The sequence below is a fragment of the Thermopetrobacter sp. TC1 genome (genome assembly GCF_000746275.1).
Lineage (GTDB): Bacteria > Pseudomonadota > Alphaproteobacteria > Rhizobiales > Aestuariivirgaceae > Thermopetrobacter.
In genome coordinates this window covers 424,858-442,045 of record NZ_KN050828.1, presented here as the reverse complement: position 1 = coordinate 442,045, position 17,188 = coordinate 424,858, and the positions used below count along the sequence as shown (strand labels likewise).

The window sequence follows — 17,188 nt, the reverse complement described above, 5'->3', positions numbered from 1 at the left end:
TCGCTCTTTTTCAATCTTCTGCGAGATCCTGCTGCATGCGCGCCGTTATTTCCTCCAGCACCGCATCATGAAAGCGTGCGCCGGGATAGTCGTAGAACTGCACCATGCAGGGCATGTCCTCATGCAGACCGGTGCGCGACTCACTTGCGAATTCCAGCCACAAAATCAGGGGCACGCCCTGTTGCGCCATGTCGATCATCACCCAGTAGTCATCGGTGGCGAGAAAGGCCGTGCCGCGCTGGCAGGTCAGCGCATGTTCAAGGCGCGTGCCGAAACGCTTTCGCCACCGCCGCCACAGGTTCCATGTCTGCGCCGGAATGGCGCCCTCGGTGCGGCGCAGAAAGGGCATGCCGGCAAAGATGTCGCTCATCGTTCCCCCGTTTGAACCAGCTGACGGTTTTCTTGAAAATATGTTCATGCCGCCTGTTGATATGAATAGGCAAGGGGACAAGGCACATGTCCCTCTCCGGCATCAGTGGCCACACTACACGACACTTATACCGTCATACCGGCGAAAGCCGGTATCTCAAGCCAGTTACTCATGCGTTTGTGGCTCGAGACCTAAGGCTTTCGCCGGGGTGACGAGAAAGATGGCACCGTTGCGTTGTGCAATGTGATCAGTGGCATGTGTCTTCAGCCGGTTTCATCGCCGGGGCGGGAGAGCCATTCTTCCGGCAGCAGGGTTTCCGTCACCGTTTCCAGCAGCACAAGCCCTTGATCGGTCAGGCGCAGTCGCTCCTCCTCGCTGTTCAAAACGGCAAGACCTGCCTCTGCAAGCCTTCTTGCCGCGGCATGAAACGATGCGGGCAGCATTTGAGCGCTTTTCAGCCCCGCCCGCCTGGCCAGACGCGAAAGATCAAGCCCCTCCGCTGTGCGCAGGCCCATCAGCAGGCATTCCATCGCCGCCTCATAGGGATGCAGGGGCTCTTTCGCCATCAGCCCCCCTTGTGCCGCCGTTTTCAGCCATTGCGCAGGGCTGCGCCAGGCCTGCGTGGCCACAATGGTGCCGTCGCGGCGATGCAGTCGCCCGTGTGCGCCCGGCCCGATTCCCAGATAGGCGCCATGTCGCCAGTAGAGAAGATTGTGCCGGCATTCCGCCCCGGGGCGGGCATGATTGGACACCTCGTAGCGCAACAGGCCGGCTGCGGCGAGACGCTCTTTCGTGATCTCGAACATCTTCAGCGCCGTCTCTTCATCCGGCAAGGAAAGCCGTCCCTTCTGGTGCAGACGGTAAAAGGGCGTTTCCGGTTCCATGGTCAGCTGATAGGCCGAAAGATGATCCGGCGCCCATAACAGCGCTTCCTTAAGCTCCCGCTCCCAGGCGGATGCCGTCTGATGGGGCCGCGCATAGATCAGATCGAAAGAGGCGCGCGCAAACGTCTTGCGGGCGCATGTCCAGGCCTGCCGCGCTTCCTTGACCGTGTGCACCCGCCCCAGCTGTTTGAGCGCTGCATCATCCAGGGCCTGAACACCCAGCGAGAGGCGATTGACGCCGGCCAGGGCATAGGCCGAGAAGCGTTCGGCGTCGCTGCTGTTCGGGTTGGCCTCCAGGGTGATTTCCACATCTTCGGCAAGTGGCCAGTAGCGGGCGGCCGTGTCGATGATCCGCTCAACCAGCTCAGGCGGCATCAGGGAAGGCGTGCCGCCGCCGAAGAAAATGCTGCCGATCGGTATCTGCCGCGGCAGATCCTCGCGCTCTGCGAAATGGGCAAGCGCCGCCTCATACCCTTGGCGCCACTGTTCGAAGTCGATGTTTTCGGCAACGTGCGAATTGAAGTCGCAATAGGGGCACTTGGCGACACAAAAGGGCCAGTGCACGTAAAGCCCGAAAGCGTTTTCTGCCGTCTCCTTTTCAGTGCCCTTTTCAGGAAATGCGGCGCGCTCTTTTGCGTTTTCAGCCGCCATTGCGCAGCCATTCCACCAGTTTCTCGAAAGCGCGGGCACGGTGGCTCATGGCGTGCTTCTTCTCCGGCTCCATTTCAGCGAAGGTGATGTCATGCCCTTCCGGCACGAATATGGGATCGTAGCCAAAGCCCTTCGTGCCCCGCGGCGGCCAGACGAGATGACCATAAACCTTCCCCTCGAAGACCTTCACCGCACCATCAGGCGCCGCCAGAGCCAGCGCACAGACGAAATGGGCCTTGCGCTGATCAGGTGTGCGCGCTCCCTTTTCCTGCAGCTTTTCCTCAATCAGCGCCATCGCCTTGTTGAAATCCTTCTCCGGCCCGCCCCAGCGGGCAGAATGAATGCCGGGCGCACCGTCAAGCGCGTCCACGCACAGCCCGGAATCATCGGCCAGCGCGAAGGCATTGGCGCCTTCAGCCGCCGCCTGCGCCTTGATAATGGCGTTTTCCGCAAATGTAGTGCCCGTCTCCTCGGGCTCCGGCAAGTCCAGTTCACCGGCAGAGACAACGGAATACCCCAGCGGTTCCAAAAGCGCGGCGATCTCGCGCACCTTGCCGGGATTGTGCGAGGCGATGATGATGCGCGCGCCTTTGGCGGGCCTTTGCGGTTCCATGTTCGGGGTCTCGCTCCCTGCGTTCATGCCGTCTGTCCTCCTTCAGGCTTGCCCGCCGCCTCAAGCGCCGCTTTCTGGATCTCGACAAGCTCGCCAATCCCCTTCCGCGCCAAGGCGAGCATCTCCATGAACTGATCCTCGCTGAAAGGCACCTCTTCCGCCGTCGCCTGGATTTCAACGAGACCACCGCTGCCGGTGATCACGAAATTGGCATCCGTTTCCGCTTCCGAATCCTCGATATATTCCAGGTCCAGGATCACTTCCCCGCCCCAGATGCCGCAGGAGACGGCGGCCACATGATCACGGATGGGATCCTGCGTGATCATCTCCCGGGCCAGCATCCAGTCGATGCACTGGCGCAGGGCAACAAAACCCCCGGTGATGGAGGCGCACCGCGTGCCGCCATCCGCCTGCAGCACGTCGCAGTCGATGACGATCTGGTTCTCGCCCAGGGCATCCAGATCCACCACCGCCCGCAGGGAACGTCCGATCAGGCGCTGGATCTCCTGCGTGCGGCCGCTCTGCCCGCCGCTCTTGGCCTCGCGGCGCATGCGCTCTCCGGTGGCGCGCGGCAGCATGCCATATTCGGCCGTCACCCAGCCGCGCCCCAGCCCTTTCATCCAGCTGGGCACGCCCTCCTGCAGGGAGGCGGTGCACAAAACCCGCGTATGCCCCACCGAAATCAGGCATGAGCCCTCCGCATGCCTGGAAACGCCCGTCTCAATGGTCACGGGCCGCATTTCATCATTCTTCCGCCCGGATGGCCGCATGATCAGATCCTTCCCTTCTCGCTTCTCATGATGTCCGCTCAATCGCTGCGGCTGGCGATACGGCATGCATCCTGACAGGTCAACTCCGCCCGTACCCTTCTGATCTTGCGCAAGCACGCTTGATTGTGTCCGCGCCCGCAGCCATCTACAATGGCGGCAGCGCACAAGGCGGGTTCCTGCTGGCCTTGCCACAATTTCTCCCGCTTGTGCTGGTTTCAAGAGCGCCAGAATGCCAGGACGGAAACAACGATGAGCAGGAAGATGCCGACCATCGCACTCGTGGATGACGATCGCAACATCCTCACGTCCGTGTCCATGGCGCTCGAGGCCGAGGGCTTTCGCACCCGCACCTATACCGACGGGGTCTCGGCCTTGAAAGGCCTTGAGGAAAACCCGCCCGACATGGCCATTCTCGATATCAAGATGCCGCGGATGGACGGCATGGAGCTTCTGCGGCGTCTGCGTCAGAAATCCAACTTGCCCGTGATCTTCCTCACCTCGAAGGATGATGAGATCGATGAGCTCTTCGGCCTGAAGATGGGCGCGGATGACTATATCCGCAAGCCCTTCTCGCAACGGCTGCTGGTGGAGCGGGTCAAGGCCGTGCTGCGGCGGGCCCAGTATCGCCCCGAACAGCAGGACGAGGAGGAAGGCTCCCGCGTTATCGAGCGCGGGCGGCTGGTCATGGACCCGGACAGGCATTCCTGCACATGGGACGGCAAGCCCGTGACACTGACCGTGACCGAATTCCTCATCCTGCAGGCGCTGGCGCAGCGGCCCGGCATCGTCAAGTCGCGCGATGCCCTGATGGACGCCGCCTATGATGATCAGGTCTATGTGGACGATCGCACCATCGATTCCCACATCAAGCGCCTGCGCAAGAAGTTCAAGGCTGTCGATCCGGAGTTCTCGGCCATCGAGACGCTTTATGGCGTCGGCTACCGCTTCCGGGAGGAATGAGAGCGAAAGGAATGGCCGGCGCCCCCGTTGCTGGCAGCGAGAGCCGTTCAGGGCCGTTTGTAGGAAGAAACGGAGCGCGCCGCTGACCTGATTATGGAAGTGAGGATTCAAAAACCGCCGCCGGGTGCCTCTGCCGGTGAAGAGTCCCGTGCATCCGCTCCTGCGGAGGAAGCACGCGCGCGCCCTGCCGCCCCTTCCACGGATCAGGCGGAAGCGGAAACGGAGGCGAGGACGGAGGCGGTTTCCGAGGCGGCAGAGAATGAGATTGCCGTCGAGAGCGCCGATGCGCCTGACGAGGAAGAGCGGAACGTGCACGGGCCCCTGCATTGGCTTGCGCGATTGAAGCCGCGCTCTTTGCTGGCGCGCATCGTGCTGACCAATCTCGTCGGCCTTGTCATTCTCGTTGCCGGCATTCTCTACTTCAATCAGTTGCGCGAAAATCTCATCGACGCCCGCGTCGATTCCCTCATGACGCAGGCTCGCATCATGGCCGCTGCCGTGGCCTCCTCGGCGACGGTGGATACCGGCGAGATCACCCTGGATCCCGACCGCCTCGCCGGCATGGCCGAGGAGGACCCCAGCCCGCCGCTGGACGACATCTCCCGCCTCGACTTTCTCATCCGCCCGGAACAGGCCGGCCCGGTTCTGCGCCGCCTGGTGAAGCAGACCGGCACCATCGCCCGCATCTATGACCGCGAAGGCGTGCTCACCGTCGATACGCGCCATCTCTATGGCTACGGCGGCATTCTGCGGCTGGATCTGCCGCCTGTGGGTGAGCAGAACCCCTCGCTCATGGAGCGGATCGAGGCCCTTTGGGACCGCGTCAAGAAATGGATCTTCGGGCACGACTATCCCCTGCAGAAGGAATACGGCCTTGAGAACGGCAAGGAATTCCCCGAGGTGGTCGCCGCTTTGCAGGGGGCGTCCGTATCTGTGGTACGCGTGAACAAGAAGGGACAGATCATCGTTACCGTTGCCGTGCCCATTCAGCGCTACAAGGCGGTGCTCGGCGCACTGGTGCTGTCCACGCGCGGCGGCGAGATCGACGCCGTTCTGGACAAGGAGCGGCGCACGCTGCTTTTCCTCTTCCTGGTGGCCGGCCTTGTCACGCTCTTGCTTTCGGTGTCCCTGGCCGGGCAGATTGCCGAACCCATCCGGCGCCTGGCGGCGGCGGCGGAGAAGGTGCGCCGGCGGGTGGACAACCGGCGGGTGGAGATCCCGGACTTTTCGGATCGCGATGACGAGATCGGCCATCTCTCCGGCGCCCTGCGCGAGATGACCGAGGCGCTCTATAACCGCATCGATGCCATCGAATCCTTCGCCGCCGACGTGGCGCACGAACTGAAGAACCCGCTCACATCCCTGCGCTCCGCGGTGGAAACCCTGAAACTGGCGAAAACAGAGGAGCAGCGCCAGCGCCTGGTGGAGATTGTCAATCAGGACGTCAAACGTCTCGACCGGCTGATTTCCGACATTTCGGACGCCTCGCGTCTGGATGCCGAACTTGCCCGTTCGCAGGCAGCGCCTGTGGATGTGAAGGTGCTTTTGGAAACGCTCGTGACCGTCGCCAATGAAACCGCCCGCCCCGGTGAGGCGCGCGTGCGCCTGATTGTGCGCAGGCCGAGAGGTATGCCTGAGGAGAAGGCCTTCCGCGTGCTGGGACATGACACGCGCCTGGCCCAGGTGGTTCAGAATCTCCTGGCCAATGCCCGCTCCTTTTCGCCCGAAAATGGCGAGATTCGCGTTATCCTGCGCCGGCACGGGCGCTTTGTCGAATTCCTCGTTGAGGATGAAGGCCCCGGCATTCCCGAGGACAATCTCGAAAAGATCTTCGAACGCTTCTACACCGATCGCCCGCCTCAGGCTTTTGGCCAGAATTCCGGACTGGGGCTTGCCATTTCCCGCCAGATCGTCGAAGCCCACCAGGGCACCATCCATGCCGAAAACATCTATGCCTCCGATCCCGTGAAGGGCCGCAAGGTGAAAGGCGCCCGCTTCGTCGTTCGCCTGCCCGCCATGCCCGCGGAACGCACGGGCCGCGGCGGCCGTCACCGCAATTAAATCGCACCGGCGCGAATGGTGTATGGCAAGGTGGGCGCAAGACCGCTATCCCTCTAGAGCTTTCACGAATCCTAAATTCAGGCGGCAGCCACATTTTTGAAAAGAGGCGTCATGCACGAAACATCTCACGAAACCGGAACACCGGCCCAGGCGGCGGAAACCGGCGATTCGACCGGAAAGCAGGCGGAGGAATTGCCCAACGGCTGTGTGCATGCCACCTGTGTGGCTCTCAACTCCAGCGGCGTGCTCCTGCTTGGTGCGCCGGGGGCAGGCAAGTCCACGCTCGCCCTGCGCCTGCTGGATGAGCCGGGCCGCGGCCTGCAGGAGGATCCCGTTCGCACCCGCCTGGTCGCCGATGATCAGGTGGAAATCCGGCGCATGGGCGATGTGCTGCTTGCGCGGGCGCCGGAACGACTCATGGGCCTTCTGGAAGTGCGCGGCGTGGGCATCATGCGCCTGCCGGTTTCGCGCCTTGCCGAGGACATCCCTGTTGAGGCGGTGGTGCGTCTGGTTTCTCTGGAAGAGATCGAACGTTTGCCCCCTGTAAACCAATCCGAGACCATCATGGGGCTGTCCTTGCGCTGTCTGCATCTGGACGCGCGCGATCCCGCCGCGCCTGCCCGCCTGCGGGCCTGGCTGTTCGGAGAGCGGCGGGCATGACACCCTTACCGGCCTGGCCCCGGCCCATGGGGGCGGGATGATGAGATGCGAGCATTGCATGCCGGCATGTAAGACCAGGAGCATCACGATCAGCACCGCCCGGCAAAAGACCGGGTCGAGAGGAGTTGCCGCTGCCGCGCATGCCCCTGGCGCGCGCTGCCAGAGGTTTTTGTCTCTTCCGTTTGCCTTTGTCCTTCTTTTTCCGGTTCTGAGTGCTGCACGTCCGGTCGCCGCCGAAGAATCCGGAGCGAATGCGCCTGCTATGCGGGATAGCCAGCAGATCAGGCGCATCGAGGAACGTCTGCAGCAGGAACAGAAACGGCGCGAAGCCCTCATGCGCGAGCGCAAGGCCCTGCAGGCGGAAATGGCGGAGGTCTCCACCCGTCTGCAGGCCCTGGCGGCGCGGCGGCAGGCCCTGGAAGTGCGCCTGCGGGATATCGATCGCCGCATGCGGGACATGCGCAAGGAAAAGACCGCGCTGGAAAGGCATCTGCGCAAGAACCGCGCCGCCATCAGCCGCCTTCTCGCCGCCCTGCAGCGCATGCGCCGGGATCCGCCGCCGCCCTTCGTCACCCGGCCGGAGGACGTTCTGGCGGCCGTGCGCGGGGCGATGATGCTCTCCGTGACCATTCCGGCGCTGGATGCCCGTGCCCGCGCCCTTCTGGAAAAACTGCGCCGGCTGGCCGAAGTGCGTGAAGAGCTGAAGGCGGCACGCGAGGAGCTGAACGTCACCTTGCGCCGCCTCATGGAATCGCGCAGTGCCATGATGGAGCTGGCCGCGCGCAAGAAGACATTGCTGTCCAGACTGGATGCGCGATTGAAGGAACAGGATGCGCGTGTACGCGCCCTGGCCCGCAAGGCGAAGACCTTGAAGGAGCTGCTTGCCGCCATCCGCCGCGAGGAAGAGCGGCGCCGCAGGGCGGAGCTGGAACGCCAAAAACAGCAACAGGCCCGGCTGGAAGAGCAACACCGCAGAGAGGAAACAAAGCCGGTTGCCGATTCCGGATTGAACAGGCCCACGGTGAAAAAACCGCGCATCTCGCCCGAGAAAGGGCGCACCGCCTGGAAACCGAAGGTCAATCTCGGCCGCCTGCGGCGCCTGCCCTGGCCGGCGCAGGGGCGTCTCGTTGCCGGCTATGGGGATGGCCTTCCCTCGGGCGGACGCGCCCGCGGCATCTATCTCGCCACTATGCCGCGCGCTGCCGTTGTAGCGCCTGTGGATGCGCGGGTGGTCATGGCCGGGCCGTTCAGAAGCTATGGACAACTTTTAATTCTGGATGCAGGACACGGATATCATATACTCTTGGCAGGACTGGACAGGACCGACGTGATGACGGGACAGGTCGTCAAGGCGGGAGACCCCTTGGGCGAAATGGGCAACAGACCGGCCCTGGCGGTCTCTGTCGGATCCTCCATGGAACAGAAGCGTCCCATCCTTTATATGGAAGTCAGACGCAAGGGCCGGACGCTGAATGCCGGCCACTGGTGGCGTGAAGCCCGCAAGGAAGCACGCAGGAGATGAACTTGATGAAATATCTTCGCCCCTTCTCCTACATGGCGCTCGGCGCCCTCATGATGATCGGGGTCTGGCAGGCCCTGCACAGCGCGCGCGCCGGTGAGGACAATCTGAAGGTCTATCGGCAGCTTGATCTGTTCGGCGATGTGTTTGACCGCGTGCGGGCCAACTACGTGGAGAAACCGGATGAGGAGAAGCTGGTCGAGGCGGCCATCAACGGCATGCTCCAGTCCCTCGATCCGCACTCCAGCTATCTCAACCCCAAGAATTTCCGGGACATGCAGGTGCAGACCCGCGGTGAATTCGGCGGGCTCGGCATCGAGGTCACCATGGAAAACGGGGTGATCAAGGTGGTTTCGCCCATTGACGACACCCCGGCGGCCCGCGCCGGCATCATGGCCGGAGACTACATCATCAAGATCGACGGCAAGTCCGTTCAGGGCATGACGCTCAACCAGGCCGTGGAGAAGATGCGCGGCAAGGTGGGCACGCCCATCACCATCACCGTGCTGCGCAAGGGCCGAAAGAAGCCCTTCGATGTCAAGATCATCCGCGACATCATCCGCATCAAGTCGGTAAAGCATTCCATCGAGGGCGGCGACATTGGCTATATCCGCATCACCTCCTTCAATGAGCAGACCGGCCCCGGGCTCGAGGAAGCGATCAAGGACATCAAGAAGAAGCTCGGCGACAAGGTGAAGGGCTACATCATCGATCTGCGCAACAATCCGGGCGGCCTGCTCGATCAGGCCATTCAGGTGGCCGATGATTTCCTCGAGCATGGCGAAATTGTCTCCACCCGCGGCCGCACGGAGCAGGAGCGCTATAACGCCACGCCCGGTGACCTTACCGACGGCAAGCCCATCGTCGTGCTGATCAACGGCGGATCGGCTTCCGCCTCGGAGATCGTCGCCGGCGCGCTGCAGGATCACAAGCGGGCCACCATCATCGGCACCCGTTCCTTCGGCAAGGGCTCGGTGCAGACCATCATCCCGCTTGGGCCCCGGGGCGGCGCCATCCGCCTCACCACCGCCCGCTACTACACGCCCAAGGGCCGCTCCATCCAGGCCAAGGGTATTGAGCCGGATTACGTGATCGAGGAGGAGCTGCCGCCGGAGCTCAAGGACAAGATCGATCAGCTGCGCACCCGCGGCGAGGCGGCCCTGCCTGGTCATCTCAAGAACGACAAGCACAAGGGCAAGGAGGAATCCGGCTCACTCGCCTACGTGCCGAAGGACAAGGCCAAGGACACCCAGCTGCAGGCGGCCATCAAGTTCCTGCATGGTCAGGACATCGCCATGATGGTCAAGAAACCCGCCGCAAAAGAGAAGGACACGCAGGCTAAGGCGTCTGAAAAGCCGGCGTCCCGGGAAGCGCAGAAGCCTGCGGCCGAGAAGAAGGAGGCCCCGAAACAGAAGGCGGAATGAGGCCTGCCTTCCATCGCACGGGCTGCATCTGCAGCGTTCGGGATGTAAATGACCAGGCCGGTGAGGCCCGCTGAACAGGCTTCACCGGCCTTTTTTATGTCCCTTGTCCATTGAAGAGCCCTTGCTTTCGGACCGGCCATCCGGCAAGAGAGGCCGCAAGGAGACCCGCCCCGGTTTTGCGGGCGCATCATGGTACGGAAGGATTCATGAAGGAACGCAAGAACAGCTACGATTACGAAGAGCTTCTGGCCTGCGGCCGCGGCCAGCTGTTTGGCCCGGGCAACGCACAGCTGCCCCTGCCGCCCATGCTCATGTTCGACCGCATCACCAAAATCACCGATGAGGGCGGCCCGCATGGCAAGGGCGAGATCCGCGCCGAGCTGGACATCAAGTCCGATCTCTGGTTCTTCGCCTGCCATTTCAACGAGGATCCGGTCATGCCCGGCTGCCTGGGGCTGGATGCCATGTGGCAGCTTCTGGGCTTCTATCTGGGCTGGATCGGTGGCCCGGGGCGTGGCCGCGCGCTGGGCTGCGGCGAAGTGAAGTTCACCGGTCAGGTGCTGCCCGATGCGAAGCTGGTGGAATATGCCGTCTATCCCAAGCGGGTGATCACCCGGCGGCTGTTCATGGGCATCGCCGATGCCGAGCTCTACTGCGATGGCAGGCTCATCTACACCGCCAGGGACTTGCGCGTCGGCCTGTTCAGGCCGGAGGAAATGCGCTGACCGGGCCGCTTCCCGCGCGCTTGTGCGGCATTGCCCCGGCGGATGGCTGCGATACAATGTGCCGAAAAATTCCATTCCTTCCGAAAGTGCCGGTTCACGTTAGCTGAGCGAAAGAGCAGGACATGAGACGGGTCGTCGTCACAGGCTTGGGCATCGTCTCCAGCATCGGCAATGATGCGCGGGAAGTGACCGAATCCCTGCGCAATGCCCGATCCGGGATCGTGCGCGCCGAGGACTATGCCCGCATGGGCTTCCGCTCTCAGGTTCACGGCGAACCCAAATTGCGCCCCGAGGAGGTGATCGACCGGCGCAAGATGCGTTTCATGGGCGATGGTGCCGCCTGGGCTTATATCGCCATGGAACAGGCCATTGCCGATGCCGGGCTGGAGGAAGGCGAAATCAGTAACGAACGCACCGGCCTCATTGTCGGCACTGGCGGCCCCTCCACCCGCGCCATTGTGGAAGCGGCGGACATCGCCCGCGAAAAGGGGCCAAAGCGCGTTGGTCCCTTCGTTGTGCCCAAGGCCATGAGCTCCACCGCCTCCGCCACGCTCTCCACCTATTTCAAGATTCGCGGCGTGAACTATTCCATCTCCTCGGCCTGCTCCACCTCGGCCCACTGCATCGGCAATGCCGCCGAGCTCATCCAGTGGGGCAAGCAGGACATCATCTTCGCCGGCGGTGGCGAGGAGCTGCACTGGACGCTCTCGGTGCTCTTCGACGCCATGGGCGCCATGTCCAGCAAGTACAACGACACACCAGAGAAGGCCTCCCGCGCCTATGACGCCGGGCGCGACGGCTTTGTCATAGCCGGCGGCGGCGGCATTCTCGTGCTGGAGGAGCTGGAACACGCCAAAGCCAGAGGCGCGAAGATCTATGCCGAGCTGGTGGGCTATGGCGCGACATCAGACGGCTTCGACATGGTGCAGCCCTCCGGCGAAGGCGCGGTGCGCTGCATGAAACAGGCGCTTGCCACCGTTGACGAGCCCGTCGATTACATCAACCCACACGCCACCTCCACGCCCATTGGCGATGTGAAGGAGATCGAGGCCATCCGCGAGGTCTTCGGCGATAACATTCCGCCCATTTCCGCCACCAAGTCACTCACCGGGCATTCCCTGGGCGCGGCCGGCGTGCATGAGGCCATCTATTCCCTGCTCATGATGCAGGAGGATTTCATCTGCGAATCCGCCAATATCGAGGAGCTCGATCCGGCCTTCGCTGATGTGCCCATCGTGCGTGAGCGCATCGACAATGCCAATCTGAACGTGGTCATGTCCAACTCTTTCGGCTTCGGCGGCACCAACGCCACGCTCGTTTTCCGTCGCTATCCCGGCTGAGGGCTTGAGAATCCACAAGCCGGAGCGGCTGTATTATGCTCCGGCCATGCGAATCATGCGCAGAAAAGAGAAGGCCGCACAGGCCGAGGCGGCGGATTCACTCCCCGTAATTCATGTCGAGGGGCATCGCCTTCCCGTGCATGCGCGCGTGCATGCGCGGGCGCGGCGCATCATCCTGCGCTTGAGCCCGGACAGAACCGCCCTTCGCCTCACGCTGCCGCACAATGTGCCTATCGCGGAAGGCCTGCGCTTTGTCGAAACCCGGCGGGAGTGGATTGCCCGTCAGCTGAAAAATCGCCCTTTGCCCCAGCCCTTTCGCCACGGGCTTGTCATTCCCTTTCAAGGTGAGCCGCATCTGATCGTTCACGTGCCGGGCGCCCGCGGCACCGTCTGGCGGGAAGGCTCAGGGGCTGCGGCGCGGATCTGCGTGGCCGGGAATGAGCGTTTTCTCCCCCGCCGCCTCACCGACTGGCTGAAAACGCAGGCGCGCACCGCACTCCTTCAGGCCTGTCAGCACTATGCCGCCGCCATGGACTTGAAATTCTCCCGCGTCGTGGTGAGAGACCAGAAAAGCCGCTGGGGCTCGTGCTCATCCGCCGGCACGCTCAGCTTCTCCTGGCGCCTCATTCTCGCGCCGCCTTTCGTGCTGGATTATCTCGCTGCCCACGAAGTGGCCCATCTTGCCGAAATGAATCATTCCGCGCGCTTCTGGCAGCTTGTGCGCACGCATTGCCCGCATGTGGACGAAGCCGAGGCCTGGCTGAAGCGCCATGGCGGCGATCTGCACATCTGGGGCGCGCAAGCGCCGTCATCATGATGCGGTCATACTCACGAAACAGGGGAATGTTTGCGGGCATTCTCGCTTTCGTGCTTGCCCTGTTGCCGCCTTTTGCGGCACAAACCGCGGCCATGAGCACGAAAGCCAATGTCCGTCTGCACCTGTTGCGTTTTTCCGATCTGCCCGGCTGGGGCGATGCGGATCATGCCGCCGCGCTCGCCGCCTTTAAGCGTTCCTGTCAGGCAATCCGCTCCGGCAAGAGAAAGGAGCGCGCCCGTTTTGCTCCCCCGCGCCACCTGTGGCTGAACATCTGCGCCGAAGCCGACAGGGTTGCGGGCAACACCAGGGCGGCCAGACTGTTCTTCGAGCGGCATTTCCTGCCCGTCTCACCGCTTTTCTCACGCAGGCCCGCCGGCCTGTTCACCGGCTATTACGAGCCGGAGGTGGAAGGAAGCCTCACCCGTCATGGTCCTTATCAGTATCCCCTGCTGGCCCGGCCCGATGATCTCGTGCGCTTCACGCCCCGGCAGGCCCGCCTGGCCGGAACGCCGTTCGGCCGCATTGTTCGTGGCCGTCCCGTTCCCTATTTCACCCGACGCGAGATCGAGGAAGGGGCGCTGTCCGGCCGCGGGCTGGAAATCGTCTGGCTGAAATCGCTGGCGGATGCTTTCTTCGTGCAGATCCAGGGCTCGGCCCGTGTTCGCCTTGTCGAAGGCGGCGTCATCCGTCTGGCCTTTGCCGGCAAGAGCGGGCGGCCCTATACGCCCGTTGGCCGCGTGCTTGTCGAGCGTGGCGAGATTCCCCGCGAGGAGATGTCCATGCAGGCCATCCGCCGCTGGCTGGCCGCCCATCCCGACAAGGCGCGCGCGCTGTTATGGGAAAACGAATCCTATGTCTTCTTCCGCCGGGTCGATCTGCCTGATCCGCGCCTGGGGGCCTATGGCGCGCAGGGCGTGCAGCTTGCGCCTTTCGTTTCTCTCGCGGTGGACAACCGCTTCTGGCCCTATGGCGCCCCGGTCTGGCTGGAAACGCGCATTCCCGATCCCGGGGCCTTGGCCAAAGGGAAAACCCGGCCCTTCAGGCGGCTGATGATCGCGCAGGATACGGGCAGCGCCATTCGCGGCATTGTCCGCGGCGATATCTTTTTCGGCTTTGGCGAGAAGGCGGCGGCATTGGCCGGACGCATGAACGCGCCGGGCTTCATGGCCGTGCTGCTGCCGCGCGCTCATGCCAGACGGCTCACCCGCCGCTGATCAAGCGCACAAAAAGCCCACCGGCTGTTGCCGGTCATACAGCCGCAAAGGGTATGGGCTTTTGCGCCTCAGCCCTTCTGCAGCTCTTTCCAGGTATCGGTGGCGCCAAGCATGCGGCGCAGATAGGCCATGTTCTCCTCCACTTCCGCCGGAGAGAGATCCTGACTGGCCACATAGCGCGCTTCCTTGAACCGCCCCTGAAGCCCCAGTGCCAGCGCGAGATTCTGCCGCAGCTTCCTGGCGGCCGGATCCTCCTGCGGCACTTTTTGCAGGGCTGTGCGCAGCATCTTCTCGGCGCGGGCGGGATTGCCCTCCAGGATGTAGCTCAAGGCGATATTGTTGATGATCTTGGGATTGCCGGGCGAACGCTTCAGCGCCTCGTCATAAGCCGAGCGCGCCTCCTTGAACCGGCCCTGATCGGCCAGGGCAGAGCCCAAAGCATTGTAGGCCTTCCAGTCATTGCGTCCCTGGCGGATCATGGTGCGGAACTGCACTTCCGCCGGCACCGGCCGCCCCGCCGCCAGCAGGGCCTTGCCATAGATATCGCGCAGGCGATTGTCTCTGGGATGGCGCTCCACCAGCACCTTCAGCACATTGAGCTGATCATTCACCTGCCCCAGTTTTTTCAGCCTTTCCGCATAAGCAAGGCCAAGGCGCACATTGCCCGGATCGGCCTGCCATTTGCGGCCCAATTTCGCCGTTTCCTTCACTGAAGGCGTGGCACTGGATGCAGCGCCGATGCTGCCGGTAATCGTAGGATCGGTTCCATTGAGGGATTGCGAACCAAGGCAACCCGAGAGTGCCATCCCCAAGAGGCCAAGCAAGGCGATCTGCTTGACATGCCGCATTGCGGTCTGTGCCTGCATGCCCCCGCCTCTCCTGCCAGTCGCGTCAGCCATGATCAGCCATCTCCCGCAAGGTAATCCGTAAAAACGGGCATTTTCGCCCCTCATGCGGCCAGCATGCCATCAAGCTCTCAACAGTTCGTTAACCATGATTTTTTTCAGGCGTTTTTTCCTGTGCGCCCATGTAATTCCAAGTTGCGTAAAGACTGACCGGTGAAATCGCCCCGCGCCCCACCCAAGCCCTTGTTTTTCATAATTGGGGGGTTGGGTGGGGGCGCGGGGCGGTGGGTGGTTCATTATGCAGGGTGGTATAAGCCCACATGAAAAGGGCTCCGGAAAACCTGTGTCCGGAGCCCTGCGTGCAGCGTTTCTGTTTTGGGATCAGAACAGCTTGGCGCGGAAATCGGCCAGCGCCTTCTTGAGCGTATCGAAGAAGCCCTTGCCATGGCCGCCGCCGCGGGTCTTCTTCGCGATCTTGTCCAGTTCCTCGTAGAAGGGCTTGAAATCGCCCTCCTTGCCATAGCCCAATGCCTCGGCGAACTTCAGCTCGCGGCGCACGGCCTTGAGGATACCGGTCAGTTCCTTTTCCTCCGCCTTGCTGCGGTTGGCCTTTTCCGCCAGCGTTTCCGCCCGTTTCAGCATCTGCTCGGCCCGCACGATGGGCAGCGGGATGATGTGCCGCGTCACCACCAGGGTGTTCAGGGCAGTCACGAGCGCCGCCTTTGCTTCCTTGAACTTGCCGGCCTCGATCAGCGGCACCACCGCGCGGATGGCGTCAGGATAGGTGGCGAGCGGAATGTTGAGCACCTCGATCACGATCTCGCTCGCCAGTCCGGAAACCAGCGCCCGCGCATCCTGAACCCGCCCTTTCTTGAGCAGGGCAATGGCCTCTTTCACCGCCTTGCGCACCGATTCGACATCGGCGTAGATGTCCAGCGTCTGCGTGGTCACATCCACGGGCGCCAGCGCCAGATTGGGATCCCGCGCCAGCACCAGCTCCAGCTTGCCGATGGCCTTTTCCAGCGCGGCAAGAGCCTTTTCCTTGTCCTTCTTGTCCAGGGCAACAATGGCATTCTGCGTCTCACGCAGGGCGACGACGGCATCCTGGAAAATCTTCTGCCGCTGAATATCCGCCTTGGCCGCTCCTTCCGCCTTCACCTTCTTCTCAATGGCCTCGCGCGCCGCCTTGCGGATCTTGGCGGCATCCATGGTCTTGCCCTTGGCCTTTTGCTGTTTCTGATCGGCGGCTTTCTGCGTTTCGGTCTTGGCCGCAGCGGGCTTCTCCTTCACCGCTTCCGCGCTCTTTGTGTTGCCGGCCAATGCCGGGCCCGCCATCAGCGTCAGCGCCGCAACGGCCGGCACCAGCCATGTTTTCAGTTTCATGCTCATGGTCGCAATCTCCTCCTCTCGTCTCGATCTGTTTCAATGCCGCATGCACACTTGCGCCACGCTTTTTCAGAACGACGAGAAAGCCTTCACACGCATTTTCCCGCTTCCATCACGACAGCGGGCGCAAAAAGCCTCCCTTCCGGCCAGACGGATGTCCGGGCCGGTTCTCTTGTGCTGTCGTCTTCGTCGTTCCGGTGTGCTGGCCGGGTCTCAGGGGATCCCCCGCTCCCATCCCTTGAGATGGCATCGAAACGGCGATTTTGAAGAGCAGATGCGCCCTTTTTGGGAATTAATTCTTGTTAAGCTGCTGTGAGAGGGAGACATCAGGCCTCCGGATGATGCAGATGGCGGGTATTGTCGAGGATCTGTTCGCGAATGGCCGCCTCCGTGTATCCGGAGCGCGCATCCGTTTCGCCCACCAGATCCTTGCGGATTTCGGCCGTTAGCCGTGCCAGGGCATCGTGAATCTGGTCCGCCTCCTCTTTGGTGAAGACCGCATCGCTTCCTGCCTTGCTGAACACGTCCAGAAACCGCTCGTATTCCTCCAGCACATTGGGCGCTGCCACCAGCGCAAGCTTGTGGGTCAGAAACTGAAGCCGCACGCGCTCTTCCGGTGTAATGCCCCCGGAAGCGAGGTGTTTCTCGATATGATCCAGCAGGGAGAGGTAAATCTCCGCCTTCAGGTCCGTGAACTTGATGGACCATTCTTTCTCAAGCTCCACCTCCGTCTGCTTGTTCAGCAACAGCGCCGTGATCAGCACCGTGGCGACAATGCCGAGAATGACCAGAAGGATCTCCTGCGTAAACGGCCAGTCGCGCGCCACCGTATAGGACGCCCGCAGCCACAGATAACCGCCAAGAACAAGGGCGACGGAAAGCAGCAGATATAGGACGTTCTGGCGTTTCAGCTGTCGAATGCGGCTGTCGTTTTTCATCTCACCGTTCC

General features: G+C 62.5%; 16 protein-coding genes. 9 read left to right on the top strand and 7 right to left on the bottom strand.

Annotated features, from left to right (window positions below):
* Positions 1-10: 10 nt before the first annotated feature.
* From EK16_RS05700 to rph, 4 genes are all read right to left on the bottom strand, one after another.
* Entirely contained in the window at positions 11-370 is a 360-nt protein-coding gene (locus EK16_RS05700) for a hypothetical protein (protein WP_038035255.1), read from the bottom strand.
* A gap of 263 nt (positions 371-633) precedes the next feature.
* Positions 634-1,905, bottom strand: a complete 1,272-nt coding sequence (gene hemW, locus EK16_RS05695) for a radical SAM family heme chaperone HemW (protein ID WP_081910298.1) — start codon at positions 1,903-1,905, stop codon at positions 634-636.
* The gene (gene rdgB / locus EK16_RS05690; RefSeq protein WP_231573617.1) at positions 1,895-2,545 is read right to left on the bottom strand and encodes an RdgB/HAM1 family non-canonical purine NTP pyrophosphatase; all 651 of its coding nucleotides are present in this window, start codon (positions 2,543-2,545) and stop codon (positions 1,895-1,897) included. Before rdgB ends, hemW begins: the two co-directional genes overlap by 11 nt.
* Entirely contained in the window at positions 2,542-3,288 is a 747-nt protein-coding gene (gene rph, locus EK16_RS05685; RefSeq protein ID WP_038036028.1) for a ribonuclease PH, read from the bottom strand. The genes rdgB and rph overlap by 4 nt, the downstream gene beginning before the upstream one ends.
* Before the next feature lie 261 nt (positions 3,289-3,549).
* Here rph and EK16_RS05680 point away from each other — a divergent pair, with 261 nt between their 5' ends.
* The 9 genes from EK16_RS05680 (at position 3,550) to EK16_RS05640 (ending at position 14,008) form a co-directional block, all read left to right on the top strand.
* Positions 3,550-4,248 carry a response regulator transcription factor gene (locus EK16_RS05680; protein ID WP_038036025.1) on the top strand — a complete coding sequence of 233 codons (699 nt, stop codon included), beginning with the start codon at positions 3,550-3,552 and terminating at the stop codon, positions 4,246-4,248.
* Positions 4,249-4,341: 93 nt separating this feature from the next.
* Complete coding sequence (locus EK16_RS05675; protein ID WP_081910297.1) at positions 4,342-6,309, top strand: sensor histidine kinase; 1,968 nt, start codon at positions 4,342-4,344, stop codon at positions 6,307-6,309.
* A gap of 111 nt (positions 6,310-6,420) precedes the next feature.
* Complete coding sequence (locus EK16_RS05670) at positions 6,421-6,969, top strand: HPr kinase/phosphorylase (RefSeq protein ID WP_051928984.1); 549 nt, start codon at positions 6,421-6,423, stop codon at positions 6,967-6,969.
* Between the two features lie 262 nt (positions 6,970-7,231).
* Entirely contained in the window at positions 7,232-8,491 is a 1,260-nt protein-coding gene (locus EK16_RS05665) for a murein hydrolase activator EnvC family protein (RefSeq protein WP_038035253.1), read from the top strand.
* 5 nt (positions 8,492-8,496) lie between these two features.
* Positions 8,497-9,912: a S41 family peptidase gene (locus EK16_RS05660; RefSeq protein WP_369793085.1), complete on the top strand. Its 1,416-nt coding sequence runs from the start codon at positions 8,497-8,499 to the stop codon at positions 9,910-9,912.
* Between the two features lie 206 nt (positions 9,913-10,118).
* On the top strand, positions 10,119-10,637 hold the full coding sequence (fabA, locus tag EK16_RS05655; protein ID WP_038035252.1) for a 3-hydroxyacyl-[acyl-carrier-protein] dehydratase FabA: 519 nt from the start codon (positions 10,119-10,121) through the stop codon (positions 10,635-10,637).
* 122 nt (positions 10,638-10,759) lie between these two features.
* The gene (gene fabB, locus EK16_RS05650) at positions 10,760-11,977 is read left to right on the top strand and encodes a beta-ketoacyl-ACP synthase I (RefSeq protein ID WP_038035251.1); all 1,218 of its coding nucleotides are present in this window, start codon (positions 10,760-10,762) and stop codon (positions 11,975-11,977) included.
* Positions 11,978-12,032: 55 nt separating this feature from the next.
* Positions 12,033-12,794, top strand: coding sequence for a M48 family metallopeptidase (locus EK16_RS05645; RefSeq protein ID WP_081910296.1), 762 nt, complete (start codon positions 12,033-12,035; stop codon positions 12,792-12,794).
* 26 nt (positions 12,795-12,820) lie between these two features.
* Complete coding sequence (locus EK16_RS05640) at positions 12,821-14,008, top strand: murein transglycosylase A (RefSeq protein WP_051928983.1); 1,188 nt, start codon at positions 12,821-12,823, stop codon at positions 14,006-14,008.
* Positions 14,009-14,076: 68 nt separating this feature from the next.
* On the opposite strand, the gene EK16_RS05635 is transcribed toward EK16_RS05640, so the two are convergent.
* From EK16_RS05635 to EK16_RS05625, 3 genes are all read right to left on the bottom strand, one after another.
* The gene (locus EK16_RS05635; protein ID WP_051928982.1) at positions 14,077-14,874 is read right to left on the bottom strand and encodes a tetratricopeptide repeat protein; all 798 of its coding nucleotides are present in this window, start codon (positions 14,872-14,874) and stop codon (positions 14,077-14,079) included.
* A gap of 360 nt (positions 14,875-15,234) precedes the next feature.
* Positions 15,235-16,242: a YfdX family protein gene (locus EK16_RS05630; protein ID WP_038035250.1), complete on the bottom strand. Its 1,008-nt coding sequence runs from the start codon at positions 16,240-16,242 to the stop codon at positions 15,235-15,237.
* A 323-nt stretch (positions 16,243-16,565) separates the two neighbouring features.
* Complete coding sequence (locus tag EK16_RS05625; RefSeq protein WP_051928981.1) at positions 16,566-17,177, bottom strand: hypothetical protein; 612 nt, start codon at positions 17,175-17,177, stop codon at positions 16,566-16,568.
* Positions 17,178-17,188: the final 11 nt, after the last annotated feature.

Bases quoted from the DNA above. Each gene is read 5' to 3' on its own strand.
- EK16_RS05700 (WP_038035255.1), bottom strand. From the start codon at position 370: ATGAGCGACATCTTTGCCGGCATGCCCTTTCTGCGCCGCACCGAGGGC.
- hemW (WP_081910298.1), bottom strand. From the start codon at position 1,905: ATGGCGGCTGAAAACGCAAAAGAGCGCGCCGCATTTCCTGAAAAGGGC.
- rdgB (WP_231573617.1), bottom strand. From the start codon at position 2,545: ATGAACGCAGGGAGCGAGACCCCGAACATGGAACCGCAAAGGCCCGCC.
- rph (WP_038036028.1), bottom strand. From the start codon at position 3,288: ATGCGGCCATCCGGGCGGAAGAATGATGAAATGCGGCCCGTGACCATT.
- EK16_RS05680 (WP_038036025.1), top strand. From the start codon at position 3,550: ATGCCGACCATCGCACTCGTGGATGACGATCGCAACATCCTCACGTCC.
- EK16_RS05675 (WP_081910297.1), top strand. From the start codon at position 4,342: ATGGAAGTGAGGATTCAAAAACCGCCGCCGGGTGCCTCTGCCGGTGAA.
- EK16_RS05670 (WP_051928984.1), top strand. From the start codon at position 6,421: ATGCACGAAACATCTCACGAAACCGGAACACCGGCCCAGGCGGCGGAA.
- EK16_RS05665 (WP_038035253.1), top strand. From the start codon at position 7,232: ATGCGGGATAGCCAGCAGATCAGGCGCATCGAGGAACGTCTGCAGCAG.
- EK16_RS05660 (WP_369793085.1), top strand. From the start codon at position 8,497: ATGAAATATCTTCGCCCCTTCTCCTACATGGCGCTCGGCGCCCTCATG.
- fabA (WP_038035252.1), top strand. From the start codon at position 10,119: ATGAAGGAACGCAAGAACAGCTACGATTACGAAGAGCTTCTGGCCTGC.
- fabB (WP_038035251.1), top strand. From the start codon at position 10,760: ATGAGACGGGTCGTCGTCACAGGCTTGGGCATCGTCTCCAGCATCGGC.
- EK16_RS05645 (WP_081910296.1), top strand. From the start codon at position 12,033: ATGCGCAGAAAAGAGAAGGCCGCACAGGCCGAGGCGGCGGATTCACTC.
- EK16_RS05640 (WP_051928983.1), top strand. From the start codon at position 12,821: ATGTTTGCGGGCATTCTCGCTTTCGTGCTTGCCCTGTTGCCGCCTTTT.
- EK16_RS05635 (WP_051928982.1), bottom strand. From the start codon at position 14,874: ATGCAGGCACAGACCGCAATGCGGCATGTCAAGCAGATCGCCTTGCTT.
- EK16_RS05630 (WP_038035250.1), bottom strand. From the start codon at position 16,242: ATGAGCATGAAACTGAAAACATGGCTGGTGCCGGCCGTTGCGGCGCTG.
- EK16_RS05625 (WP_051928981.1), bottom strand. From the start codon at position 17,177: ATGAAAAACGACAGCCGCATTCGACAGCTGAAACGCCAGAACGTCCTA.